The sequence below is a fragment of the Halorubrum amylolyticum genome (assembly GCF_004114995.1).
GTDB lineage: Archaea > Halobacteriota > Halobacteria > Halobacteriales > Haloferacaceae > Halorubrum > Halorubrum amylolyticum.
The window spans coordinates 23,751-48,476 of the sequence record NZ_SDJP01000001.1; the positions used below are offsets into that span (position 1 = coordinate 23,751).

Annotated in this window: 23 protein-coding genes; 7 read left to right on the forward strand and 16 right to left on the reverse strand. The window is 71.5% G+C overall.

All coding sequences use genetic code 11. The annotated features are described in order from the left end of the window. Positions 1 to 64 precede the first annotated feature (64 nt). Together ESO89_RS00140 and ESO89_RS00145 are read left to right on the forward strand one after the other, a co-directional pair. Positions 65 to 541 (forward strand): cupin domain-containing protein, encoded by a 477-nt coding sequence (locus ESO89_RS00140; protein ID WP_128903668.1) that lies wholly within the window; start codon positions 65 to 67, stop codon positions 539 to 541. Between the two features lie 238 nt (positions 542 to 779). Then, complete coding sequence (locus ESO89_RS00145) at positions 780 to 1,541, forward strand: helix-turn-helix domain-containing protein (RefSeq protein ID WP_128903669.1); 762 nt, start codon at positions 780 to 782, stop codon at positions 1,539 to 1,541. A gap of 6 nt (positions 1,542 to 1,547) precedes the next feature. On the opposite strand, the gene gcvPB is transcribed toward ESO89_RS00145, so the two are convergent. The 4 genes from gcvPB to fen all read right to left on the reverse strand — a co-directional run bounded on the left by gcvPB (position 1,548) and on the right by fen (position 5,991). Beyond that, on the reverse strand, positions 1,548 to 2,978 hold the full coding sequence (gene gcvPB, locus ESO89_RS00150; RefSeq protein ID WP_128903670.1) for an aminomethyl-transferring glycine dehydrogenase subunit GcvPB: 1,431 nt from the start codon (positions 2,976 to 2,978) through the stop codon (positions 1,548 to 1,550). Continuing rightward, positions 2,979 to 4,316, reverse strand: coding sequence for an aminomethyl-transferring glycine dehydrogenase subunit GcvPA (gene gcvPA / locus ESO89_RS00155; protein WP_128903671.1), 1,338 nt, complete (start codon positions 4,314 to 4,316; stop codon positions 2,979 to 2,981). A gap of 150 nt (positions 4,317 to 4,466) precedes the next feature. Beyond that, positions 4,467 to 4,850 (reverse strand): glycine cleavage system protein GcvH, encoded by a 384-nt coding sequence (gcvH, locus tag ESO89_RS00160; RefSeq protein WP_128903672.1) that lies wholly within the window; start codon positions 4,848 to 4,850, stop codon positions 4,467 to 4,469. A 163-nt stretch (positions 4,851 to 5,013) separates the two neighbouring features. Beyond that, positions 5,014 to 5,991: a flap endonuclease-1 gene (gene fen, locus ESO89_RS00165; protein ID WP_128903673.1), complete on the reverse strand. Its 978-nt coding sequence runs from the start codon at positions 5,989 to 5,991 to the stop codon at positions 5,014 to 5,016. Between the two features lie 134 nt (positions 5,992 to 6,125). Here fen and ESO89_RS00170 point away from each other — a divergent pair, with 134 nt between their 5' ends. Continuing rightward, positions 6,126 to 6,593 (forward strand): hypothetical protein, encoded by a 468-nt coding sequence (locus tag ESO89_RS00170; protein ID WP_241686079.1) that lies wholly within the window; start codon positions 6,126 to 6,128, stop codon positions 6,591 to 6,593. A 74-nt stretch (positions 6,594 to 6,667) separates the two neighbouring features. Then, entirely contained in the window at positions 6,668 to 7,324 is a 657-nt protein-coding gene (gene fer, locus ESO89_RS00175; RefSeq protein ID WP_128903674.1) for a ferredoxin Fer, read from the forward strand. 33 nt (positions 7,325 to 7,357) lie between these two features. Here fer and ESO89_RS00180 read toward each other — a convergent pair whose 3' ends face one another. After that, on the reverse strand, positions 7,358 to 9,652 hold the full coding sequence (locus tag ESO89_RS00180) for a DHH family phosphoesterase (RefSeq protein ID WP_128903675.1): 2,295 nt from the start codon (positions 9,650 to 9,652) through the stop codon (positions 7,358 to 7,360). Between the two features lie 175 nt (positions 9,653 to 9,827). Further along, complete coding sequence (locus ESO89_RS00185) at positions 9,828 to 10,442, reverse strand: YIP1 family protein (protein WP_128903676.1); 615 nt, start codon at positions 10,440 to 10,442, stop codon at positions 9,828 to 9,830. A 153-nt stretch (positions 10,443 to 10,595) separates the two neighbouring features. Between ESO89_RS00185 and ESO89_RS00190 the strand changes: the two genes are divergently transcribed. Next, the gene (locus tag ESO89_RS00190) at positions 10,596 to 11,051 is read left to right on the forward strand and encodes a type IV pilin (RefSeq protein WP_128903677.1); all 456 of its coding nucleotides are present in this window, start codon (positions 10,596 to 10,598) and stop codon (positions 11,049 to 11,051) included. A 16-nt stretch (positions 11,052 to 11,067) separates the two neighbouring features. Here the strand turns inward: ESO89_RS00190 and ESO89_RS00195 are convergent, their stop codons facing one another. The 7 genes from ESO89_RS00195 to ESO89_RS00225 form a co-directional block, all read right to left on the reverse strand. Then, on the reverse strand, positions 11,068 to 12,192 hold the full coding sequence (locus tag ESO89_RS00195) for a Gfo/Idh/MocA family protein (RefSeq protein WP_128903678.1): 1,125 nt from the start codon (positions 12,190 to 12,192) through the stop codon (positions 11,068 to 11,070). A gap of 105 nt (positions 12,193 to 12,297) precedes the next feature. After that, complete coding sequence (locus ESO89_RS00200; RefSeq protein ID WP_128903679.1) at positions 12,298 to 13,266, reverse strand: sugar phosphate isomerase/epimerase family protein; 969 nt, start codon at positions 13,264 to 13,266, stop codon at positions 12,298 to 12,300. Between the two features lie 81 nt (positions 13,267 to 13,347). Continuing rightward, the gene (locus ESO89_RS00205; protein ID WP_128903680.1) at positions 13,348 to 14,697 is read right to left on the reverse strand and encodes a glutamyl-tRNA reductase; all 1,350 of its coding nucleotides are present in this window, start codon (positions 14,695 to 14,697) and stop codon (positions 13,348 to 13,350) included. Positions 14,698 to 14,705: 8 nt separating this feature from the next. Continuing rightward, a complete protein-coding gene (locus ESO89_RS00210; protein WP_128903681.1) occupies positions 14,706 to 15,917 on the reverse strand; it encodes a radical SAM/SPASM domain-containing protein in 1,212 nt (403 codons plus the stop codon). Then, positions 15,914 to 17,098: a YncE family protein gene (locus ESO89_RS00215; RefSeq protein ID WP_128903682.1), complete on the reverse strand. Its 1,185-nt coding sequence runs from the start codon at positions 17,096 to 17,098 to the stop codon at positions 15,914 to 15,916. The genes ESO89_RS00210 and ESO89_RS00215 overlap by 4 nt, the downstream gene beginning before the upstream one ends. Then, a complete protein-coding gene (locus ESO89_RS00220) occupies positions 17,095 to 18,231 on the reverse strand; it encodes a beta-propeller fold lactonase family protein (RefSeq protein WP_128903683.1) in 1,137 nt (378 codons plus the stop codon). Before ESO89_RS00220 ends, ESO89_RS00215 begins: the two co-directional genes overlap by 4 nt. A gap of 10 nt (positions 18,232 to 18,241) precedes the next feature. Continuing rightward, positions 18,242 to 20,149, reverse strand: a complete 1,908-nt coding sequence (locus tag ESO89_RS00225) for a cytochrome D1 domain-containing protein (RefSeq protein ID WP_128903684.1) — start codon at positions 20,147 to 20,149, stop codon at positions 18,242 to 18,244. 215 nt (positions 20,150 to 20,364) lie between these two features. Here ESO89_RS00225 and ESO89_RS00230 point away from each other — a divergent pair, with 215 nt between their 5' ends. Both ESO89_RS00230 and ESO89_RS00235 read left to right on the forward strand, forming a co-directional pair. Continuing rightward, positions 20,365 to 20,814 carry a hypothetical protein gene (locus ESO89_RS00230; RefSeq protein ID WP_128903685.1) on the forward strand — a complete coding sequence of 150 codons (450 nt, stop codon included), beginning with the start codon at positions 20,365 to 20,367 and terminating at the stop codon, positions 20,812 to 20,814. A 173-nt stretch (positions 20,815 to 20,987) separates the two neighbouring features. Then, positions 20,988 to 21,884, forward strand: a complete 897-nt coding sequence (locus ESO89_RS00235) for a PspA/IM30 family protein (protein WP_128903686.1) — start codon at positions 20,988 to 20,990, stop codon at positions 21,882 to 21,884. A 48-nt stretch (positions 21,885 to 21,932) separates the two neighbouring features. Here ESO89_RS00235 and ESO89_RS00240 read toward each other — a convergent pair whose 3' ends face one another. The 3 genes from ESO89_RS00240 to ESO89_RS00250 form a co-directional block, all read right to left on the reverse strand. Continuing rightward, positions 21,933 to 22,979: a dipeptide epimerase gene (locus ESO89_RS00240; protein WP_128903687.1), complete on the reverse strand. Its 1,047-nt coding sequence runs from the start codon at positions 22,977 to 22,979 to the stop codon at positions 21,933 to 21,935. After that, entirely contained in the window at positions 22,976 to 24,067 is a 1,092-nt protein-coding gene (locus ESO89_RS00245) for a DUF1611 domain-containing protein (RefSeq protein ID WP_128903688.1), read from the reverse strand. The genes ESO89_RS00240 and ESO89_RS00245 overlap by 4 nt, the downstream gene beginning before the upstream one ends. A gap of 153 nt (positions 24,068 to 24,220) precedes the next feature. After that, positions 24,221 to 24,538: a DUF5785 family protein gene (locus tag ESO89_RS00250; protein WP_128903689.1), complete on the reverse strand. Its 318-nt coding sequence runs from the start codon at positions 24,536 to 24,538 to the stop codon at positions 24,221 to 24,223. Positions 24,539 to 24,726: the final 188 nt, after the last annotated feature.

Here is a 24,726-nt window from a genome sequence, read left to right on the forward strand (position 1 = left end):
ACTGCACGGTCAGACGGCCCCGCGGCCCCCGAACCGTTTTGCCCGCGCCCCGCGTCCCCCGACCATGGGACGCGTTCACGAGGACGAGCTCAACTGGACCGACACCGAGCGCGGCGAGACGCGGTTCCGCCGGAAGCAACTCGCCGAGGCGGCCGACGGCGAGGGGATCGGCTGCAGCCTCTACGAGCTCCCCGCCGGGGCGAAGTCGTGGCCGTACCACTATCACACCGCCAACGAGGAGGCGATCTACGTCCTCGCGGGCGAGGCGACGCTCCGCCACGACGGCGAGACGGAAGCGATCGAGGCGGGCGACTACGTCGCGTTCGCGGCGGACAAGTCCGGCGCGCACCGGATCGTCAACGAGGGCGAGGAGCCGGTTCGGTACCTCGCCGTGTCGACGATGACCGAACCGGACGTGACGGTGTATCCGGACTCAGAGACGTTCGGCGTGTACGTCGGGTCGCCGCCGGGCGGCCGCGAGGAGCGCGCTCTGGAGGGGTACTACGAGATCGACGGCGACGTCGACTACTGGGAGATGTAGCCGGGCGGGCGGTGCCTCACGAGGCGGTGTCGTCGCTCGGCGCTCTGTCGCCGCCCCCTCTGCCTGCCGCCCCCTCTGCCTGCCGCCCCCCGCCTCTGTCTGCCGCCCTCCGCTCTTCGTCGCCGCCTTCCGCGCTCCCCCACCTCCCGCTCGCCGAGGTGCGCGCGCAGCGCACCGGCTTTAAACCCGAAACGAATGAAGGGGCAACGAGAGGGCGTGGCGGTCCCTACCCCCGTGCATGACCCGACTGACGCTGCGGCTCGACTTCCCGAGCGGCTCGTGGCTCGGCGACGTGTCGCGGGGCCACCCCGACGCGACGCTCCGCGCGACCGAGACGGTCGCCGCTCCGGAGGGGGAGGTGACCGCGCTCGCCCTCGCCGGCACCGACCGCGCGGCGACGGTGGCAGCGTTGCGCGAGCACGACCGCGTGGACCGGGTCGACGTCGTCGACCGGACCGGGCCGGCAACGCGGCTCCGAATCGTCGCCCCCGCGCCGCCGCCGCACGTCGCGGCCGCGCGAGAGGTCGGCCTCCCGATCGAGGAGGCGGTCGCGGTGACGGACGGCCGCGCGACCGTCGACGTCGTCGGCGATCGCTCTCGGCTCACCGCCTTCGGGCGGCGGCTCACGGGCGAGGGCGTCACCGTGGGGATCGCGGCGAGCGACGCCGGCGAGGGGGCCATCCTGACCGACGCCCAGCGCGACCTCGTCCTCGCCGCCGTCGCGGCCGGGTACTACGACACCCCGCGGGAGTGTACGCTCACGGAGCTCGCCGAGGCGCGCGACCTCGCGAAGTCGACGTGCAGCGAGACGCTCCACCGCGCCGAGGGGCGGGTACTGCGCCGGTTCGTGAACGGCGCGTTCGACGTCGCTGACCGTCGAGAGGGCGGAGAGAGGGCGACTGCCGAAAACGAGAGATCCGAAAACGCCCGCGACGGCGATATCGACCGGGAGCCCGAACACGACCGGTCGGAGCCGGTCGAGGTCGCCACCGATCCCTGAGGACCGCTACTCCCCGTCCAGCGCCTGCCACGAGAGCCGGGGATTCCGCGCGGCGGCGACCTGATCGATCCGGCTCGCGGCCGTGCGATTCGGGGCCGCGTCGAGCGCCTCGTCCGTGTCGGCGTACGCGAGGTTAAAGGCCTCCGCGAGGTCGTCGAGCGACGACCGGCCCTCGATCTCGGTCGGCTCCGTTAGCATCGCCTCGGGGACCATCTCCGGCCACTTCGTCGTCGGCGGGTGGACGCCGAAGTCGAGCATGCGCTTCGCCACGTCGGCGGCGTCGCGGTCGCCCGCTGTCGCCGCGAACTCGTGGTGGAAGGGGCCGTACGGCACGTCGAGGTCGAGCCGCTCGGCGAGGTAGTTCGCGTTGAGCACCGCCTTCGCTGCCGCGTCGGCGAGCCCCTCGTCGCCGAGGCGGGCGATGTACGCGTACGTCTTGACGAGGACGAGCCAGTTGCCGCCGAAGCCGTGGACCTTCCCGATCGTCTCGGCGGGCTCGAAGGGCTCGTAGCCGCTTCCGCCCTCCCGCTCGCGGACCCGCGGGGCAGGAAGGAACTCGGCGAGCTCGTCGACGACGCCGACCGGACCGGCGCCCGGCCCGCCGCCGCCGTGCGGGGTTGCGAACGTCTTGTGGACGTTGTAGTGCATCACGTCGAACCCCATGTCGCCGGGGCGGCCGCGGCCGAGCAGGGCGTTGAGGTTCGCGCCGTCGTAGTAGAGCAACCCGCCGGCGTCGTGGACGATCTCGGCTATCTCGGTGATGTCGCGCTCGAAGAGCCCGACCGTGTTCGGGTTGGTCAACATCAGGGCGGCGGTGTCGTCGCCGACGGCGGCCTCCAGCGCCTCCACGTCGACCCGCCCGTCCTCACCGGACGGCAGCTCGACCACGTCGTAGCCCGCCATCGCGGCGGTCGCGAAGTTGGTTCCGTGCGCGGAGGCGGGGATCACGACCTCGGACCGGTCGTTGCCGTGGTGCTCGTGGTACGCCTTCGCGACCGCGATACCGGTGAACTCGCCGGCCGCGCCCGCGGGCGGCTGGAGCGTGACCGCGTCCATCCCGCCGATCTCGCCGAGGTACTCCTGCAGGCGGTACCGGAGTTCGAGGTTCCCCTGCGCGGCCCGCGCCGAGCGGTCCGGGTGGATCGCCGCGTTCGGGTCCGCGGCCACGTCCTCGGTGAATTTCGGGTTGTACTTCATCGTGCAGCTCCCGAGCGGGTACGGCCCCGAGTCGATCGCCCAGTTCATCTGCGAGAGCCGGGTGTAGTGGCGGGCTATCTCCGGCTCCGAGGGCGCCGGCAGCGTGAGTTCGTCGCGCGTCAGGTCGTCGGGCAGCGGCGACGCCTCGCGCACGTCGACGGTCGTCTCGTCCTTCTCCGAGAGCAGCGGTTCGTGAACGTCCTCGCCCTCGCGGGCGTAATCGGCCTGGTCGTGGATCACTCAGATCACCTCCTCGAAGGCGGCGACGAGCCCGTCGGTCCGCCCCGCGTTCAGGTCGGTGACGCACACCTGCAGCAGGTGTTCGCCGATCGCGTGGACCGCGAACCCCTCGGCCTCCAGGTCCTCGACGATGGCCGCCGCGGGCTGGTCGACGCTCACGGCGAACTCGCGGAGGTGGTGGCGGTCGTGGACCGGCGCGGTCGCCCCCTTCAGCTCGTCGATCCGGTCGGCGAGCGCGGCCGCCTCGCGGACGCAGTCGTTCGCGAGGTCGACGAGGCCGTCGGGGCCGAGCGTCGCCGCGTGGATCGCAGCGCGAAGCGCGACCCACGCCTGGTTCGTGCAGATGTTCGAGGTCGCCCGCTCCTTCCGGATGTGCTGTTCGCGCGTCTGGAGCGTGAGCGTGAACGCGCGGTCGCCCGCAGCGTCCTCGGCGGCGCCGACGAGCCGTCCCGGCACCTGTCGGAGGAACTCCTCGCGGCAGGCGAAGAGGCCGAGCCCCATCCCGTACGCGGTGGGGAGCCCGAGCGCGCCCGCCTCGCCCACGACCACGTCGGCGTCGACGCTCGCGGGCTCTTCGAGCACCGACAGCGAGATCGGGTCGGAACCGAGCGCGAACAGCGCGTCGGCGTCGTCCGCGAGGTCGCCGATCGCGGCGAGCCGCTCCTCGATGCAGCCGCGGACGGTCGGGTTCTCGGCGTACACCATGACCGCGTCGTCGCCGGCGCGGTCGGCGAGGGCGTCGACGTCGGCGTTGCCGTCGGCCATCGGGTACGACTCGACGGTCAGGTCGGCGCCCGCACAGTAGTTCGAAAGCACGTCGCGCTTCCCCTCGCGGAGGTGCTCGGGGACGAGAACGGTGTCGCCCGAGGTCGACCGGACCCGGTCGGCGAGCGTCGCCGCCTCGCCGAGCGCGGTCGCCGCGTCGTACATCGAGCAGTTCGCGACCGGGAGCCCAGTCAGCTCCACGAGCATCGACTGGTACTCGAACAGCGCCTGCAGGAACCCCTGCGACACCTCCGGCTGGTACTGGGTGTAGCTCGTGAGGAATTCCGCGCGGTCGGCGAGGTGGTCGACGACGCTCGGCACGTAGTGGCCGTAATGACCCCGGCCGAGGAATTCGGTCAGGTCGTCGTTGCGCGCGAAGATCCGCGAGCACTCCGCGCGGATCTCCCGCTCCGAGCGCGGCTCGATCCCGAACTCGCCGTCGAACGCGACGGCGTCGGGGATGTCGAACAGCGCCTCCTCGTCGTCGGCGCCGATCGCCGAAAGCATCGCCGCGGTCTCGGCGTCGGTGTGGGGGGCGTACGGCGTACCACTGGTGTCGCCGGCCCCGCTCATCGGAGCGCTCCCGCGCGTCCGCCGTCGCTCTGTCGTCCGGTACCGGGTCGTCCGTCGAAGGGTGGCGTGGAGTCGAAGGGTGACGTGATCATGGTCGTGTGTCCGCTGTCTGGTCGCACGGTTGATCTCGCGCGGTTGCTACCGGCGCAGTCAAGCGATCTGGTCGTCGTACTCGTCGGCGTCGAGCAGCCCCTCTGCGTCGCCGCCCTCGACGGGGTCGACTTCGAGCATCCACCCGTCCCCGTACGGGTCCTCGTTGACGAGCTCCGGGCGGTCGAACAGCGCCTCGTTGACGGCGACGACCTCGCCGGAGACCGGCGGGTACAGGTCCGAGACGGCCTTGATCGACTCGACGACGCCGAACGCCTCGCCGGCGGCGATCTCGTCGCCGACCTCGGGCAGCTCGACGAACACCACGTCGCCGAGCTCGTCCTGCGCGAAGTCGGAGACGCCGATCCGAACGGCGTCGCCGCCGGTCGTCGCCCACTCGTGCGATTCCAGATACCGCCTGTCGTCGGGTACTTCGAAGCTCATTGGTCAGGGTCGCCGCGGTCCGCCTCCCGCGCCGCCGGCGCCGGGTCCCGCCCGTCGGGCCGTCCCGAGCGAGGTCCGGCGTCGAAACGCGGTCCGCGACACGTGTGCGTCACCCTTCTGACGACGAGGAAATAAAAGGTGTGTTCGCGGCGGTCCTCCCGCGTCAGGTCCACCGGTCGAGCCCGGTCTGGACCTGCGACTCCTCGATGCGCTCGAACCCTCGCTCGACCTCGGCGGCGGCGACGCCCCACTCGTCGACGACGTACTCGCGGGCAGCGTCCACGTCGGGGTTCACCGTCGCGTCCACGTCGGCGTCGATCGCCGGGGGGTTCATGAACAGCTCTCGGATCTCGGCCGCGTTCGGGATCTCGGCGCCTTGCGCGTCGAGGACGCCCCACAGGTTGCCGTGCTCGCGCACCGCCGTCACCGCCGTCTTCGGCCCGATCCCGCGGACCCCCTCGTTGAAGTCGGTGCCGCAGAGCATCGCGGCGTCGACGAGCGCCTGCCGGTCGAAGCCGAGGTCGTCGAGCGTCGCCGCCAGATCCATCAGCTCCGGGTCGCCCTTGCTCGTGAGCTGGCGGAGGGTCGTCGACGCGCCGAACAGCAGCGTGTCGTAGTCCTCGCTGCCGGCGTGGTCGACGGTCCCCGTCGCCGCCATGTGCGCGCACTGCGCTTCCCCCTCCGCCGGCGCCTCGACGATCGGCACGTCGAGCAGGCGGAGCAGCTCCCGGGTCGTCTCCTGAATCGTGTCGGTGAGCCGCTGCGTTCGGGCCTCCAGTCGAGCCGCCTCGACCGCGTCGCCGCGCTCCTCCGCGGCCGCCCGGCGCTCCTCCGCCTTCTCGCGCTTCTCGCGGCGATCGGCGACCTCGTCGGCCTTGAGGTCGGTCACGGCCCCGTCGAACACCATCACGGGGATCAGGTCGTGTTCGAAGAACTTCGGGAGCCCCTGCACGACGCCGATCAGGTTGGCGACCTCGACGCCGTCGGCGGTGGTGTACGCCTCGTCGCTCGTCCACTTCACCGTCGTCGTGAGGTACCGGTACAGCCAGTTGTGCGCGTCGACGGCGACGACGCTCCCCTCGATCTCCGCGAAGGCCACGTCGCGGATCGCCGCGAGGTCGCGCAGGTCCGCGTTTCCCATCACCGATCGTTCGCCGCCGCGGCTCTTAAAGGATCGATTCGGGGCGGTCGACCCGGCCGCGACCGCCGCGTTCCGAGCGTGAACGGTCGACACGATTGAAGTGGGAGTCGACGCAACCGCCGAACGACCGATCGATGTCTCCCCTCCGACCCGACTCCCTCTCGCTCGACTCCCTCTCGCTCGACCCCCGTCGACTCGACCTCCGCGCGGTGGCCGCCGCCGGCGGCGTCGTCTACGCGGTCGCCGTCCTCGCGTGGATGCTCTCGAACGGCGTGTACTTCGCGGCCGGGGACCCGATTTCGACGGCGTTCGCCGTCGGCTACGGCGTCTTCGGACTGTGGCTGATGGCGGCCGTCCCGCTGTACCTGCTCGGCCGCGCGTCGCTGGCGGCGCCCCTGCTCGCGACCGGCTGGGCGCTGGGGAACACGGCGTACCAGTGGGCGTACGGGACCCATCTCCACCCGCTCTCCTCGCACCTGACCGTCTGGCCGCTGCTGTTCGCCGTCGTGCTCGGGGCGGGGGCGGTCGAAGCGGTGATCAGGGTCGGGACCGATCGGCTCGTGGGGGTGGGCGGGCTCCGGCGACTCTGGGGGGGCGGCTGACCCCTTCCGGGGACGCCCCGGCCTGCCGGCTTGTGGGGCGTTTATGTGTGTGAGCCGACTACCTTCGGTACCGAATGGTCTCGCCGTTCGATGTGCTGGACGTCGACGAGGACGCCGACGAGGCGGCCATCGAGCGCGCCTACCGCGACCGCGTGAAAGAGGCCCACCCGGACCGGGGCGGGACCGTCGAGGAGTTCCAGCTCGTCAGGCGCGCCTACCGCGAGCTCGACGAGCGGGACCGGAACGGCGCGGCCGAGAACGGAGTCGATCCCGCCGACATCGACCTCACCGACGACGAGGGAGAGGCCGACGCGGTGCAGCCGGCCCGCGTCGAGTTCCTCGATTACGAGGCGATCGACGACTACGGGTGGTCGCTCGACGACGCCGACCTGTTCCGAAAGGCGTCGCACGCCGACCTCGACGGGTCGGCACACGGTCGGCTGTTGGTCCAGCCCGACGAGAGTCTGCTGGAGGCGGCCGAGAACCGCGGGTTCGGCTGGCCGTTCTCCTGTCGCGGCGGCGCGTGCGCGAACTGCGCCGTCTACCTCGTGGAGGGGGAGCTGTCGCAGCCGACCGACCACATCATGCCCGAGGAGCTGGCGGAGCGGGGGTTCCGGCTCTCCTGTAACGGCTACCCGGTGAGCGACGAGCTAAAAGTCGTGTTCAACGTCAAGCAGCTCGCAGAACTCGACGACCTCATCCTCCCGCCGGGGCCGTTCACCCGGCGGTGACACCGTGCCACCCGATCCTGCGCCCGAGTCGCTCTAGAACGACTCGGCGACGGCTGCGACGACCGCGTCCTCGACCGCGTCGCGCTCGCCGGAGAGGAACTCGATCTTCCCCTCGCGGAGGCCGGCGGTGGCGACGTCGGCCCCGGGCGCCAGCTCGGCCGCGCGCTCGGCCACGCCGCGGACCGACACGTCCGCGGTCGTCCGAACGTACAGCTCGTCGGTGCCGATGCCGACGGTCGCGTACGCCTCGCCGTTCGCGTTCCGGCGGTGGAGGTCGTCGAGCAGGAGCGGCGTCGGCGGGAAGTCGTAGCGGTGGGTGTAGCCGTCGGTGTCGAGCACGGCGAACTCGACGCCGTCGACCGCCTCGGTGACGACGTTCTCGGTCGCAGTCTCGACCTCCGTCTCCAGCTTCTCGCGGAACTGCTCGGAGACGTGGGCCGCGAGGTTGCCGCCGTCCTCGAAGAGGAGGTCGGCGACGAGCTCGCGTTTGTCCTGGTACGACTGGTAGTACGCCTCCAGGGCGACCGCCTCGCGGAGCTCCGCGACGCGCTCGGCGTCGTAGCCCCCGTTGCGGGCGAGTTCGACGTAGCGGTCGGGGGTCTCCTCCCAGTAGCTCACCGCGGGCAGGTGCCGGAGGCCGTCGCGGACTTCGTCGTTGACCGCCGAAGCGAGCGAGGCGACGAGCGCGCCCGTCGAGAGGTCGGCGTCGACGCCGTCGATCTCGGGCGAGACCAGCGTGTCGACGGCCTCGCGCGTCTCGGGATCGGCGACCTCGGCGTCGACGACGACCGCGTCGACCCCGTAGACGGACAGCAGGTCGATCCCGTCGGCGGACTCGACCGTGGAGCCGGTGCCGACAAGCAGGAACAGCGGGAGCTGCTCGTCGTGGCGGTCGCGGTCCTGCAGCATGCGGGTCGCGTCGTTCGTCGCCGCGTCCATCCCGTACACCGGGTCGTCGAGCGGCCGGCGGGTGAAGTAGTGGTACTCGGCGTCGCTCTTCGCGTGCTCCTCGCGGATCAGCGGGAGCACGGCGCGCTCGACCGCGGCGCCGGCGACGTAGCCGTCGGCGGTGGCCGGGTGGCGCACGACGATCGGGCGCGATTCGAGGACGGCGCGGCGGATCGCCTCCGCGGCGTCGAGGAGCCCGTCGGCGAGCTCCGCGACGACCTCGTCGCCCGCGAGCGGCTGGAGCCCCTCCGGACGGGCCTCGGCGGTGAGCGCCTCGGCGAGCCGGCGGCGGACGGCCTCGGCCTCCTCGCCCTCTAAGAGGACGAGCGCCTCGGACTCGACCTGCACGTCGCCGCGGTGGCTCTCGACCTCGCCGTCGATCCGGACCGCGTCGCCGACCTCGACGTCCGGGTACGCGCGGACCCCCGGCTCGACGAACGCGGCCACGTCGACGACGCCCGTCTCGTCGCGGACCTCGAAGACGGTCGGGCCGCCGGTCTGTCGGACGCTGACGACCTCGCCGTCGATCCGCACCGCGTCGCCGACGGCGTCCGCGAGGGTGCCGATCCCGACGCGCTCGCGGTCGTCGTCGAGGTCGTCCTCGGCGGTCTCATCGGTGTCTTCGGCGGTCTCGTCGGCGGACTCGTCCTCCTCGGTGACGCCCTCGGCGGCCTCGTCGCGATCGGCTTCGTCGGCTTCGTCGGCTTCGTCGACCTCGGCGGCCTCGTCGCTACCAGCTTCGTCGGCTTCGTCGGCCTCGGCGGCCTCGTCGCGATCGGCTTCGTCGACCTCGGCGACCTCGGCGGCCTCGTCGACAGCGACCGGTTCGTCGTCGTTCACGCCGGCGTCGCCGTGTTCGTCGTCGCTCACGCCGGCGTCGCCGTGTTCGTCGTCGTTCACGCCGGAGTCGACCGGCTCGTCGCCGCTCACGTCGGGCGAATCCGACTCCGCGTTGGTTCCCGCGTCCGGCTCCGCGTCGTCTTCTTCGCCGTCCTCCTCGGGGAGGTACTCGGTGTCACCGTCCTGCACGAGCACGCCGCGGAACTCGCGGTCGACCTGCCGGATCGACCACGCGAGGTCGATGTTCCCGTTGTCGCGAACGCCTTTCACCTGCACGAACACCTCGTCGCCCGGCTCCCAGTCGAGGCTGTCGAGCCGCTGGTCGAGCTCCGACCGGTGGAGGAGCCCGGTCACGCCGGACGCGAGGTCGACGAACACGCCGAACTCGGCGTAGCCGTCGACGACGCCGCGGTAGAAGCGATTCGATGCGATCTGATCCGGGGAGTCGCCTCGGAAGTCGAACACGACATCCTCCTGGTGCGGATCGCAGATGCGACCGCCGCCGTCGACGTCGACGCCACAGATGATACAGGATCCCATTTGAGTACACCGAGAGCCTCGGGCTTAAAACGGTTGTCGAAACCCTCTCGGGAGCGAACGGCCGGATACTGGCGCCGTCGCGGCGTGTTCCCGATATCCGCGTTCGGCGCGACGGGCGGAGTCGCCCCGAGCGATCCCGTCGTTCGGTCGCCCGACGGCGGGCGTTGCTGGCGCGTCACCCGATCAGGGACCGGACCGCGGCGACGACGCGGTAGCCGACGCCGTACCCGAGGAGGGCGGGCGGGAGCCCGGCGACGAGCGTCCGGAGCGGGGTCGTCCCGTGGACGGTGCGGAACCCGGCCAGCAGTAGCACCGCCGCGTAGGCGCCGCAGACGACCCGCAGCGCCGGGATAGGGGGACCAGCCATCGCCATCGGCGAACTGGCGTACGCGACCACCTGTACCGTCTCGCTGACGCCGCCCCGGTCGCGCAGGGCGATCCCGTCGTCGTACTCGACGCTGGCAAGGATCACCGACAGCGTCGCGACCGCCGCGGTCAGGTGGAGCCCCACCGGCGCGACCAACACGACCACCACGAGGAAGGCGATCGCCGCGGAGACGGGAACGGACGCGACGACTCCGGGGACGACCCCCGGGTCCGAGACGATCCAGCCGAGCGCGTAGGCGGCGGCGACGGCGACGGCGAACGTCAGCGCCGGCGCCTGATCGCCGGGCGCCACGCCGTTCGCGAAGAGGCGGCGCGGCCGGATCAGCGCCTCGACCCACGCCCGAGCGAGCGCCCGCGCCCCGCGAGCCCGTCCGCCCTCCGGAGCCTCGATCCACGATGTCACGGGCGCCCTTCGGGCGGGCGGAATAACGGGGTTCCGGTTCGCGCCGGTCGATCGGACCGGGGCGCGTCCGGCTCGTCGTTCCACGCCCGCCGTTATCTCCGCTGATAGCCGGCGCACAAAGCCTTATACCGCCCCTCGCGAAGGGGAACGCGAATGCGCGCGCTCCGGAACGACGAACGAGGGTTCACGCCGATGGCCGGCTCGGGGATGCTCGTCGGCATCGTCGTGGTCCTCCTCGCGCTCGTCGGCGCCGCGGTCTTCGGGCTGATCGACGGCGTCGCGCCCCCGGACGCGGAGTTCCAGATCGAGAAGGAGGGGAGCGACCTCGTGGTCGTCGCGGTCGGCCCCGAGCCGGTCCCGGCCGAGGAGCTGTACGTCCGCGGCGAGGACCCCGACGAGGCGGTGCAGTTCGGCGCGTGGCCCGGCGACGGCGTCGTGCAACCGGGCGATCGGGTGACCGTGCCCAACGGGACCGGAAACGAGAACTTCGAGGTCGTCTGGGAGCCAGTCGCCTTCGACACGCACGAGACGCTCGGCACCTACGACGGCGAGGACTCGGCGATCGAGGGCAGCTCCGGTCGGGACCCGCTCGGCACGACCGGAGTTTGAAAGAGCGCTCGCGAGGCTACTCGACCGACACCCACTCGCCGCGCTCGTCGGCGCGGACGATCGCGTCGAGGAGCGTCTGAACCGCGTACCCCTGCTCGAACGACGGCTCGAACTCGCCGCCCTCGGCGACCGCCGAGAGGAACTCGAAGTTCTCGTGAACGAACGTGTGCTCCCACCCGATCACATGTCCCGGGGGCCACCAGTGGTCGACGTACGGGTCGGTCTCGTCGGTGACCAAGACGGTCTGGTACCCGCGGTCGCCCTCACGGAGCACCTCCAGCTCGTTGAGCCGCTCCAAGGAGAACTGCAGGCTCCCCTTCGAGCCGTGCACCTCGATCGCGTGGTCGTTCTTGTGGCCGTCCGCGAACCGCGTCGCCTCGAAGTTCCCGATCGCGCCCGACTCGTAGGCGACCTGCGCGGTGTAGGCGTCGTCGACGGTCACGTCCCGATACTCCTCGACGGCCCCGTCGTCGTCGTAGACCGGGCGCTCGTCGACGAACGTCTGCAGGTGGCCGGAGACGCGGTCGACCCCGCCGACAGCGTCGCCGACCAGGAAGTCCGCGAGGTCGAGCGTGTGCGCGCCGAGGTCGCCAAGCGCGCCGGAGCCCGCCATGTCGGCGTCCAGCCGCCACGCCCACGGCGCCTCGGGGTCGACGAGCCAGTCCTGGAGGTACCGCCCGCGGACCTGTCGGATCTCGCCGAGCTCGCCGTCCTCGATCAGTCCCTTCGCGTACCGGATCGCGGGGACGAACCGGTAGTTGAACGCGGTGCCCGCGGGCACGTCGGCGTCGGCCGCGGCGTCGCGCATCGCCGCGACCTCGTCGAGGGTCGGCGCGAGCGGCTTCTCACAGAGGACGGGGACGCCGGCGTCGAGGGCCGCGATCGACGGCTCCGCGTGGACGTGGTTCGGTCCGAGGTTGTAGAAGACGTCCACCTCGTCGATGGCGTCCTCCCAGTCGGTCGCGGTGTGCGAGAACCCGAACCGCTCCGCGGCGTCCGAGAGCGCCGCCTCGTCGCGTCCGACGAGCGTGTGCCGCTCGATGTCGGGCGCGTCCGGGAAGAACATCGGCAGCCGCGCGAGCGCGTTCGCGTGCGCCCTGCCCATGAATCGATACCCCAGCACGCCGATGTTGAGCGTCATGCCCCGGTGTACTCCGTAACGGGTATTGAGTGTGGGTGTTTTTTTGCCCGGATCGGTATGGTTTTGCGCCGACGCGACGCCCCTCGACGACCTCGAGTCCGAGCCTCACGCCCAGTAGGCGTCGCCCGGGCGGGTCTCGAAGACGGCGCGGTCGAGCACGTCGACCGCCTTCTCTAACCCCTCCCGCGAGGAGGTGAGCGAGTCCTCGTGTTCGATCGACAGGGCGCCCTCGTAGCCGACCATCCGGAGCGTCGAGACCACGTCCTTCCAGTGGCCCTCGTCGTGGCCGTAGCCGATCGAGCGGAACAGCCACGAGCGCTCGGACTCCTCGGTGTAGCCGGTCGTGTCGAGCACGCCTTTCACGCGAGCGTTCGCGTCGTACACCTTGGTGTCCTTCGCGTGGAAATGGTGAATCGCGTCGTGCTCACCGAGGAAGCGGATCGCTTCGGTCACGTCGATCCCCTGCCAGTAGAGGTGCGAGGGGTCGAAGTTGGCGCCGATCCGCTCGTTCGTCGCCTCCCGCAGCGCGAGCATTCCGGTCGGCTCGTACACGAGCATGTTCGGGTGCATCTCGATGGCGACATCGACGCCGTGGCCCTCGGCGTGTTCCGCCAGCTCCCGCCAGTACGGGACCGCGACCTCGTCCCACTGGTAGTCGAGCGCGTCGGCGTGTTCGGTCGGCCACGGGGCCGTGATCCAGTTCGGCGTCGAGTCGCCCGGCGCGCCGCCGGGGAGCCCGGAGAAGCAGGTGACCGTGTCCACGTCGAGCCGGTCGGCCAGCTCGATCGCCTCCCGGAGCTCCCGGTCGGCCGCCGCGGCGCGCTCCTCGTCGGGGTGGAGGGGGTTGTTGTGCGTCGCGAGGGCGGAGATTCGGAGCCCGTGGTCGTCGAGCAGGTCCCGGAGCTCCGCCTGCGCCGCGTCGTCGTCGAGGAGCGCCTCGCGGTCGACGTGGTCCTCGCCGGGCCACCCGCCGACACCCAGTTCGACCGCGTCGACGCCGATTTCGTCGAGGTACGCGACCGCGTCGTCGACCGATTCGCCGCCCAAGGGAACGGTTAGCACACCAATGTCCATGCGAGAGGATAGTACAACACCCCGAATAAATCTTCAGGAAACGTCATCCGCGCCGAGGTGGTCCCGCACCGACGTTGGGAGCTACCCGCCACGACCGTTCGTCTCGTCGAGGTCGAACAGGCGGCCGGCCGCGGCGATCGTCTCGTCGTCGCCCGCCCGCGCCGCCTCCTTGAGCCGCTCGGTCGGGGTCGCCAACAGCGAGGCCGTCAGCGACCCCATCGCGTCCTCCAGCACCGTCTCGGCGTCGGCGTCGGACGCGTCGAGCCGGCTCCGGGCGCGTTCGAGCTCCGCCTCCCGAACGGCCTTCGCCTCGCGGTGGAGCGCCCGGAGCGTGTCCTCCGCGCGGTTCTCCAGTTCGCGGTCGATGAAGCGCTCGACGGCGGCCGCGACGCGCCGCTCGACCGCGGGCGCGGCCGCCCGCCGGACCGATAGCGCGTCGGCGACCCGGGCGCTGATGGCGTCCAGCCCGACGACGCGCGGGTCGTTCTCCCGGACCGCGGGGGCCACGTCGGGAGGCGTCGCCAGATCGACCACGGTCGCCGTCCGCGGGAGGGCCGCGGCCGCCTCGGTCCCGAACACCGGGTCGCTCGCTCCGGTGGCGGTGACGACCGCGTCGGCGTCGGCGACGGCCCGCGGGAGGGCGTCGTGCGACAGCGTCTCGCCGCCGCCGGCGGGCAGGTCGCTCTCCGCGGACCGGCTCACGGCGTCGACGCGGAGGTCCCAGCGGGCCGTCGCCGCCGCGACGGCCTCGTCGCTCATCTCGCCGGTGCCGACGACCACGAGGCGGTCGGGCGCCCCCGAGCGGTCGGCGACGACGTCGCAGGCGGCGCTCCCGTAGTCGACGGTCCCCTCGTTGATCCGCGTCTCGTCGCGGACCGACCGCCCCGCGGCGAGCGCGGCGTCGGCCGCGCGGGTGAGGACGCCGCCGGCGAGGTCCGCATCCCGGGCGGTCTCGAACGCGCGTCGGAGCTGTCCGAGCACGTGATCCTCGCCGAGGATCGGGCTCTCCAGCCCGCACGCGACCCGCGTCAGGTGCTCGACGGTGGCCCGGCCGCGCTCCACGCGCGGGTCCGGGACGCCGAGCGCCTCGCGGGCCGCTCGAATCCCCCTCTCGCGGTCCGCGGCGGTGCGCGTGGCGACGAACACCGCGGCCCGTTCGCACGTCTCGACGGCGACCGCCTCCGTCACGCGGTCCGCATCGGCGACCCGGCGAGCCGCCGCGACCGGGTCGTCGATCGCCCGGCCGACGGCCGCCGCGGAGCGGTCCGAACCGGTGACCCGACAGCACGCGAGCCGCCGCACGCTCTCGGGGACCGGTTCGGCGCGGGCGCGTCGCTCGGCGTCCCCGCCGCGTGCGGTTCGATCGGCGGCCCCCTCGCGTCCGGCCGGCTCCGCGTCCGCCTCGCTCGCGTCGCGTTCGAGTGCGGGCATGGTGGGAGTCAGTCGGAGGTGATCGGCGCTTCGACCGGCCCCTCGTCGGGGAGGTCGGCGCGGCGCTCCGCGTCGGTGAGGTAACAGCGGGGGTCCTCGGCCCACAGGTCGTCGTGGACCGCCGCGGCCCGGGCGCGGGAGTTCCCGCCGCACACCTCCTTCCACGGGCACTCCCCGCACGCCCCCTTCAGGTGTGCGGACGGCTCGGCGAGCCGGTCCCACAGGTCGCTGTCGGCCAGTATCTCGTCGAGCGACCGCTCCCGGACGTTCCCGAGCGTGTACTGCGAGAGGAACATGCTCGGGTGGACGTTCCCGAGGTGGTCGACGTTGACCACCTTCGGGCCGGCGTCGCCGTTCTTCACGACGCGGCCGGGGCCGTCGTCGAACAGCAGCCGGCGCGCCCGCTCGGCGCGCTCCGGCGACTCCTCGCGGATGCGGCGGTAGAGATACACCGCGTCCGCGTAGTTGCCGGCGGTGAGCACCTGGGTGTCCGGGTGCGTCTCCGCGAACTCCGTCGTCCGCTCGTAGAGGTAGTCGACGGCCTCGCGCGTCCGGTCGAACGGGAGGTCGGCGTCCGTGATGTCGCCGCCGCGGCCGGAGTAGATGAGGTGGAACACGTTGATCCGGTCGACCCCTTCCTCGACCGCCAGGTCGATCACGTCCGGCACGTCGTCGACGGTCCCGCGCGTCATCGTCGTGCGGACCCCGACGCTCATCCCGGCGTCGCGGGCGTTACGGAGCCCCTCCAGGGCGCGGTCGAACGCGCCGTCGACGCCGCGGAACTCGTCGTTCGTCGCCCCGACGCCGTCGAGTGAGACGCCGACGTATCGGAGCCCCGCGTCGGCCAGCTCCGCGGCCCGATCCGCCGTGAGGAACGTCCCGTTGCTCGACGCGATGGGGCGGATTCCGCGGTCGGTCGCGTGCTCGGTCAACTCCGCCAGATCCTCGCGGACGAACGGCTCGCCGCCGCTGAACACCAGCACGGGAACGTCCATCTCCGCCAGCGAGTCGATGAACGCCTTCGCCTCCGCGGTCGACAGCTCTCGCTCGTCGCGTCCGTCGCACGCGCCGAAGTAGCAGTGGCGACACGCGAGGTTGCACGCCTCGGTGACGTTCCAGACGACGAGCGGCACGACGGCGTCGCTCGACCGCCGCCGCTCGTACCGGATCTCCTCCGGGCGGTTGTCGAGGCCGCGGATCAGCCGCGTCAGGTCGATCATGCGTCCACCTCCGGGCGGAAGATGCCGCTCGGCTTCTCGCCGAGTCCCCCGATGCGGTCGACGACGCGAACGTCCTCGGGACGGCCCTCGCGGAGCGGCGCGGCGTCGAGGACGGCCACCTCCCGCCGCTCCATGTTGCCGACGTAACAGCGGTCGCCGTCCGGTCCGAAGACGAGGTGGAGCGGTTCGCCGCCGACCGTCACGCGCCCGACGACCTCGCCGGCCGCCGGGTCGAGGACGGTGACGCGGTCGTCCGCGTAGGCGTCGACGAGCGCGTAGCGCCCGTCCGGGATCGTCGCCGCGAATCCCGTCGGCGTCCCGACGTCGACGAGGTGCGCCGTCGGGTCGGACCCCGTCGTCGGGTCGGACTCGCCCGCGGCGTCCGCGATGCCGGCGGTTCCCGCGGCGACCGCGTCCAGATCGACGATCGCCACCCGGTCGTCGTCGCGCGCGGGAACGACCGCGTAGCGGCCGTTCGGTCCGTCGCCGACGGCGAGCCCGTGCGGGTTCTCCCCGGTCGTCGCGGTCGCGCGGACGGTCTCGGCGGCGGGGTCGACGAACGACACGCGGGACGCCCCGGCGTTGTTCACCGCGATCAGCGCCTCCTCCGGCAGCGGGTACAGGTCGTGCGGCTCCGGGCCGACCGGAATCCGGGCGGCCACGTCGAGCGTCGAGTCGACAGTGAGGACCGCGACCTCGCCGGCGGCCTTCAGGCCGACGAAGAGCCGACCGTCCGGACCGATACCCATGCCGGCACACCGCGACAGCGCCCGGCTCCCGACCGGTTCGAGGCGTCCCTCGCCGTCGACCGCGAACGCGAGCACGCCCGGGTCGTCGCGGTCGGGGAGGCTCACGCCGGTGCCGACGAAGAACAGCCCCTCGTCGGGCGCGAACGCGCTGCCGACCGGCATCGTCCCGAGGCGGTCGATCCGCTGGCGGGTCTCCAGCCGGTCGAGGTCGACCACTTCGAGGTGGGCGCTGGCGATGTACAGCAGGTACGCCACGCCGGCGTCGCGGTCGAAGACGGCGGTGTGCGGGTACCGGCCGTCGCCGACCTCGCCGACCACCTCGCCCCGCGACAGGTCGAGGACGCTGAAGTGGTCGCTCGCGGCGTTTTTCACTATCGTCGGCGTCGCCGCCGATGCGGTGCCGTCGATCGCTGCGTCGTGTCGTTGTGTCATCGTTGCTCACCTCTGTCCGTTCTGAAACAGCCGGCCGGCGCGACTCCCTCCTCGAACGGGACCGTCGCGACCACGGGGTCGCCGTCGGTCCCGACCGCGGCCGTCTCGACGACGGTCACGCGGTCGCCGTCGACGCTGGGGACGTAACAGACGCGGCCGTCGGCGCCGAACCGCGGGTGGCGCGGCGTCTCCCCGACCGGTACGCGGTCGACGACCGACAGCGCGTCCGGATCGAGGAAGGCGACGCGGTCGTCCGCGTAGGCGTCGACGGCGACGAGCCGCCCGTCGGGCGTCGCGTCGGTGAACGCGGTCGGGGTCCCGAGCGACACGCGGTCGACCGCCGCCGGACCGGTCTCGCCGTCGCGAAGCGCGGCCGCGTCGATCGCGGTGACGCCGTCGCCCTCCGTGTCGCCGACGATCCACCGATCGCTCGCCGGCACGACCGTCCCCCCGCGGGGATTCGGAGCAGGCACGGACCCCAGCACCCGGCCGTCGAGCGCGTCGACGACGGTCACGCGGTCGCCGTCGACGCAGTTCACGCCGACCAGCCCGTACGCCGGCGAGTACGTCAGGTCCCGCGGCCCGGCGGCGACCGAGAACCGGTCGCGGACCTCGAACGGGGGGCTCCCGTCGATCCGGACCACCTCGTCGGCGTCGGCGGCGACGACCCAGACGTCGTCGCGCGCGTCCGCGGCGATCCCGGCGGCCTTCCCTACCGGGCGTTCGGCCGCGACCGCGAGTTCCTCGCCGTCCGTCCGCAGGACGATCACCCCCGGATCGTCCCCGGACGGCAGCGGCCCGTACGTGCTCACGAACAGGTGGCGGCCGCCGCGGGTCGCCGCGGCGCCGACCGGGGCGGTGCCGACGGTCTCGACGCGGTTCGCGACGGTCAGCCGCCGCAGGTCGACGACTTCGAGCTCGTTCGACCCCATGTAGGGGACGTAGCCGTATCGGCCGCCGGGCGACCGGACCAGCCCGTGCGGCTGCCGGCCCGAGCCGACTCGGCCGACGGGCTCGTGCGTGGTCGCGTCGACGACCGCGAACCCGGGCGCGCGGAGCCGCTTGACGAACGCGAGCGGTCCCCGCGGGGCGGCCGACTCGTCCGCCGTCGGGTCGGTGTCGGTCCGGGACATGGTCACGCGATCAGTGGCCTTCCGCCCGGACGCCGAGGAACTTGCCCGTCGGCGCGAGCAGCCCCTCGATCTGGTCGAGCAGTTCGCCCGTGTTCGGGTCGAACACGAGGATCGACTGGTTGTCTCCCATCCAGCCGCTGATGTACACCTTCTCGCCGCCGCGGCTGAACTCCGGATGGATGGAGCCGGTGACGCCCCACTGGCTGCAGTCGATCTCCTGTGTAACCTCCAAGGTCTCCGGGTCGATCTGGTAGACGTACGCGTCGTCCTCGGTGTCGGTGAGGATGACGTCGGCCCACACGTAGTCGCTGTTCTCGTGTTTGCGGATGAACAGCCCCGGACCGCGGACGTCGATCATCTCCTCGACTTCCCAGGTGGTCGTGTTCCAGACGCCGACGCTCGGCGCCCCGGCGTGGGTCGTGAACGCGAGGTCCTCGTCGGGGTACAGCGCGCCCGGCCCCGGGTGCGGGACGCCGTCCATCGGGATGGCGGCGACGTGCTCGCGCTCCCGGGTGTCGATCACGTCCATCTGGTTGTCCGTCTGGGAGGCGATCATGAAGTAGCGGCCGTCGTCGGTGAAGAAGCCGTCGTGGAGCGTCCGGCCGCAGTCGATGGTCGCCACCACCGGGAAATCCTCCCGGGTGTAGTCGATGAGCCACACCTCGCCGCCCTCCTTCAGGCCGGCGAGGAACAGCCCCTCCTCGGGCACGTCGTACAGCGAGCACACCCGGCTCCCGACGCTCTGGCCGTCCGGGTTGACCGTGTGGGTCGGGATGCGCTTGACCGGCTCCATCGTCTCGGCGTCGCAGATGACGAGGTGGTTCGGGTTGTAGAACCCGCCGATCACCCACTCGCCGTCGCTGGAGACGGCGATGTCGCGCGCGTCCGTCCCCGCGTCCGCGACCGCGACGCGCTCGAATCCGAACAGGTCGATCTTGTACATCTCGCCCTGTCGGGACTGGGTGTAAACGTACGCGCCCTCGCGGGTCTGCTCCGGCAGGTCCGGGTGGAAGTCGTGGACGTGGATCGCCTTCCCCACGTCCTCGACCCGCTCCAGCAGCTCGTCGTTGACCGTGTCGATCATCGCCACCGAGGCGTTGTTGCGCTCCGTGACGACCATGACGTCGCGGAGGTCGAGGTCGTGCTCCGGCTCGGCCGGCAGCTCGCTCTCCTCGGTGATCACCTCGTGACGGTCCGTCAGCGTCTCCATCTCGGTAAAGTCGACCTGATCGATCGACTCCCCCTCGGGGACGACGTACAGCTGCCCGTTCATCTGGGCGTGGCCGTCGCCGCAGTAGACGTTACACTCGAAGTCGAAGGTGCCCTCCTCGTCGGCGACGAACGTCACCGAGTCGGTCACGTCGTCGTCGGTGCTCTCGGGGAGCTCGACCGGCCCGATGTCGTACGGCTCCTCCAGGTAGAACGTGTGGACGGTGAAGTCCTCGTTCTGCTCGAAGGTGGACTGCGTGAACTCGATCGTGAGCTCGGTGTTCGGCGGAACGCGGATCTCCTGCGGCCGGAACTCGTACTGGTGTGCCTCCAGCTGGACGGTCTCCGACCCCGCGGCGTCGCTCTCGTCGGCCGACGTCGACTCCGACGCCGGCTCCTCGGAGGACTCGTTCGCCTCCGGCGGCTCCGACTCCCCGCTGCACCCCGCGAACGCCCCCGCCGCCGCGACCGCGCTCGTGGCGAGGAACCGCCGGCGATCCGGCTTCGGAAGCCCCATCTCGAAGTCGAGCTCGTCGTCGAACTCCAGGTTCGACGCGATCTCGCGCGACGCGCTGAGGTGCCGTTTGATCCGGTCCTCGTGGTCTGCCTTCCGTTCGCGGTGTTCTTTCTGCTCCCGTTCCGCCTTCTGCTCCCGTTCCGCCTTCTGCCCCCGTTTTTCCGCCTCTGGGGACGTCGTGGGCTGTGACATGGTGGTACTCCTATGGCCAAGTTCGTCCAGTGTTGAGCAAAAGGTCCGGTATGATTCTACACGCGTTGGAAAATCAGTGAACATGTTCGCAGCGATGTACTTTGATGAACGGTCGCCACCGGTCCGTAAACGGCTCACCTCTCACGTTCGGGGGCGGTTCCCACGCGCTGGGATCGAGCGGTACCGACGTGTACGACCGGGTCGAACGGTCGGCCATGTCTCGAGAGACCGATACGGGACCCCGAGGGGACCGGATGACGCCCGCCTTCTTCGAGGACGTGCTCGCGGAGTACCTCGACGAGGACCGCGTCGAAGAGGCGGTGGTCCGGCTGGAGCTCGACGACGGGACGACCAGGCGGGTCGTCGTCGCGGAGGACACCGAGTCGCTCGACCCGGACGAGTACGCGGCCCGCGAACTCGCGGAGGCCCGACGGCTGATCGAGGGACACGCCGACCGGTTCGAGACCCCCGCCGAACTGACCGTTCCGGTCCGTGACGCCGACCGCGTCCGCGAGGAGATCGCGTCGGACGACGCGGTGACGACGTGGGTCAAGCCCGAGGGGATCGCACGGCTGCTCGGCCACTTCGAGGCGCTGACGAGGGAGGAGTCGACGGCGGACCCGAACGCGCCGGCTGGCCGTTCCGACGCGTCGGACGAGCGCTGACGGCCCCACCGAGCCGGCGCCGCCGCGACCGTGAGCGACGACCGCGTCTCGCCAGAGCACCGACCGCCCGAACGGCTGAGACGAACGCGTTCGGAGCGCGATCCGACCGATAGCGGCGGACGCCCGCCAACGAACCACATGAGGTTTTAACGGGTGGAGCGTGTAAGGCGGGTATGGGAATCCTCTCTCGCGCCTCCTACGTCATCCGCTCGAAGGTGAACGCCCTCCTCAACCGGGCGGAGGACCCGACGGAGTCGCTCGACTACTCGTACGAACAGATGCGCGACGAGCTCCAGGACGTGAAACAGGGGATCGCCGACCTCACGACCCAGAAGAAGCGCCTGGAGATCCAGAAGCGCAAGCTGGAGGAGAACGTCGAGAAGCACAACCGGCAGGCCCGCGAGGCGGTCCAGCAGGACCGCGACGACCTCGCCCGGAAGGCCCTCGAAAAGAAGAAATCGAAAATGGCCCAGATCGAAGAGCTAGAGGGTCAGATCGCGGACCTGAACGACACGCAGGAGCAGCTCGTCGAGAAGAAGAACAAGCTCCAGAACCGCATCGAGGAGTTCCGCACGAAGAAGGAGACGATGAAGGCCCGCTACGAGGCCGCCGAGGCGTCCTCGCGCGTCTCGGAGGCGATGACGGGCGTCGGCGACGAGATGGAGGACGTGAGCCGGTCCATCGACCGCGCCGAGGAGCGCACCGAGGAGATGGAGGCGCGCGCGGAGGCGATGGACGAGCTGGAGGACTCCGGCGCCTTCGAGGACGCGCTCTCGGACAAGGATAACATCGACCGCGAGCTGGAAAGCCTCTCGACGAACAGCGAGGTCGACGCCGAGCTGGAGACGCTGAAAGGCGATCTCGGGAAGGGCGAGCCCGCGAGCGACGACGGCGGGACGAGCACCGACGCGGAGATCGACGACGAGCTGGCGGACATCGAGTCAGAGATCGGCAGCGACGACCTCGAAGCCGACCTCGATGGCGACGCCGACCTCGAAAGCGACGCCACCGAGGAGGTCGACGTGGAACTGGAGGAGTCCGAGGTCGACGCCGACGAGCAGCGAAACTGACCGAGGCGCAATTCGAGCGGTTGGTCCCCGCGACGCCCCTTTTCGCCGTTATTCCGACCGCGGCCGCGCCCCGGTCCCCGCGCGGTCGCTGTCGCCGAGTCGGATCTCGCCGCCGGAAAGGTCCACGCCGTCGTACGGGTCCTCGGCGAGCAGCAGCGACCCGTCGAGGTCGGCGTAGTCGAGCAGGGGCGCGAGCTGCGCGGCCGCGGCGATCGACGCGTTCGACTCGATCATGCAGCCGCACATCACTTCCAGGCCGTGAGCGCGCGCGGCGGCGATCATCCGCCTCGCCTCCAGCAGGCCGCCGGTCTTCATCAGCTTCAGGTTCGCGATGTCGCAGCGATCGGCGATCGCGGGGATATCGGAGAGCGTCACGCACGACTCGTCGGCGGCGATGGGGAGCGCGGACCGCTCGTAGACGAACCGGAGGCCCTCGGGGTCTTCCGCGGGCACCGGCTGCTCGACGAACGCCACGTCGCGCTCTGCGAGCCACTCGGTCTTGTCGACCGCCTCGCGGGGCGTCCACGCCTCGTTGGCGTCGACGCGGAGCCGGGCGTCGGGCGCGGCCTCGCGGACCGCGTCGATCAGCTCGCGGTCCCGGTCGGTGCCGAGCTTGATCTTGAGGACCCGGTAGCCGGCCTCGACCGCTTCCTCGGCCTTCTCGCGCACGCGCTCCGTCTCGTCCAGTCCGATCGTGTAGGAGGTCGCGGGCGCGGCCGACGGGTCGAGCCCCCAGAGGCGGTGGAGCGGGACGCCGAGGCGTTTCGCGGCGAGGTCGTGGACCGCGATCGAGACGGCGGCGCGGGCGGCCGGGTTGTCGTTGACGGCGGTCGCCAGCTCGCCTTCGATCTCGTGGAGGGCGTGGGGGTCGCCGACGCGCTCGACGGCGTCGAGCAGATCCGGAAGCACGGCCTCGACCGTGTCGGCGGTCTCGCCGTAGTGGGCGGAGGGGGCCGCGCCGCCGACGCCGGTCATTCCGGCCTCGTCCGCGATCTGAACGATCACGTTCTCGGCGTCCGTCTGGGTGCCCCGGGCGATCGTGAACGGGTTCTCCAAGGGGAGCGACGCCCGCTCGAAGGTCGCGTCGAGGCTCATTCGCCGGCGGCCCCTCCCTCGGCGGTCGCAGCACCCTCGCCGAGCCCCGCGTCGACGATCCCGTCCACGATTCGGTCAGCGCCGTCGCGGACCGGGTCGGCGGCCGGGACGCCGGCCTCGTCGCCGAACTCGGCGACCGCGTCCGCGGCGGCCGCGTCGTCGTCGACGTCCTTCGTGTTGAGCGCGCCGGCGACGACGCTCGCCTCGCGGACCGGCGCCGCGAGCCCCTCGTAGAGGTCGACGTAGTCGGACAGCGGCGGGAGCGAGAACGACTCGTAGCCGTGGATGACCTCGCGGTCCGCGGCGTGACAGAGGACGAGCCCGTCCGCCATCGAGCCGTGGAGGATGCCGCAGGTGACCGCCGAGTAGGCGGGGTGGACGATGCTCCCCTGCCCCTCGACGACGAGGAGGTCGTGGTCGTCGCCGACCGCGACGAGCATCTCCTCGACCGCGCCGGCGGCGAAGTCGGCGACCACGCGGTCGATCGGGTTCCCCCAGCCGGCGATCATGATCCCGGTCTGGCCGGTCGGGACGAACGCGGCGTCGATCCCGCGCTCGCGGGCGGCCGCGACGATCTCCAGCGAGGCGGTCATCTTCCCGACGGAGCAGTCGGTGCCGACCGTGCACACCACGTCGGCGTCCACGTCGCCGGAGGCGCCCGTCGCCACCGTCAGGTCGTCGTCGGGCTCGCGCACGTCGACGAGGTCGACGCCGTGTTCGGCGGCCAGCGCGGCGAGCTCCTCGTCCTCGTTCAGGAAGTAGTGGAGCCCGCTCACCACGTCGCAGCCGGCCTCGATCGCGGCCTCCACGTCGGAGCGCCACGACTCGTCGAAGCCGCCGCCGATCGGCGCGATCCCGATGTAGAGGGCGTCCACGTCGCCGTCGGCGGCAGCGTACGCGTCTTCAAACGACTCGACGATCGGCGCGTCCGGGATGTCCGGGACGTGGTCGCTGACGCGGTCGCCGGCGCGGTCGCGGTCGAGCACGGCGCGCACGTCCTGGTCGCCGTAGCGCATCACGCCGAGGGCGGTCTTCGCACGGTCGGGGAACTTCTCGTGGGCGAGGATGACGATCTGGTCGTCGCTCATGCTGGGTCGCTCGCCCTGAGAGGGCTTAAAAGGGTCGAGGTGCGTCGGTCCGCCCGGCGATGCGGGCGGCCCATCGAACCGGACGCGGCGGCCCATTCGATGATCGCGGACGCACTGGTACCCATCGAATCGGATGTGCGCGAGGCCGCCGGCTCAGGCGCCGCCGTCGACGAACTGCTCCGCGCCCTCGTAGAACCAGTAGCCGCTCTCGCGCATCGCGCGCCCGAGCTCCTGGTGGAACTCGACGAAGTCCGCGAACTCCTCCTCCTCGACGTTCTCGAAGATCTCCTCGACGGAGACGACCGTCTCGTAGCCGATCCGGATCGGGTGGTCGCCGTACTGCTCGACGTACTCCGCCGCAGACAGCGGGAAGTCCTCCTCCTCGTCGATCTTCTTCGCGAGCACCGCGTGCCCGTACTGCCGCCTGCCCTCGCTCCCCTGTTCGCCGTCGGGGTCGTGTGGCCAGTCCATGAGCGGCGGTTCGCCGGGACCGGGCATAGTCATTACGGAAGTGCAAGGGGAAAGCCGGGCGACGCGTCTCGCGACCCGCCCGACGATTCCGACGCGCCTCACGGACCGCTGTGCGGGGACCGGACCGCTGCGCGGGGACCGACCGCTGCGCGGGGACCGGACCTCGGCGCCTCCCGGCGCGGTTCGTT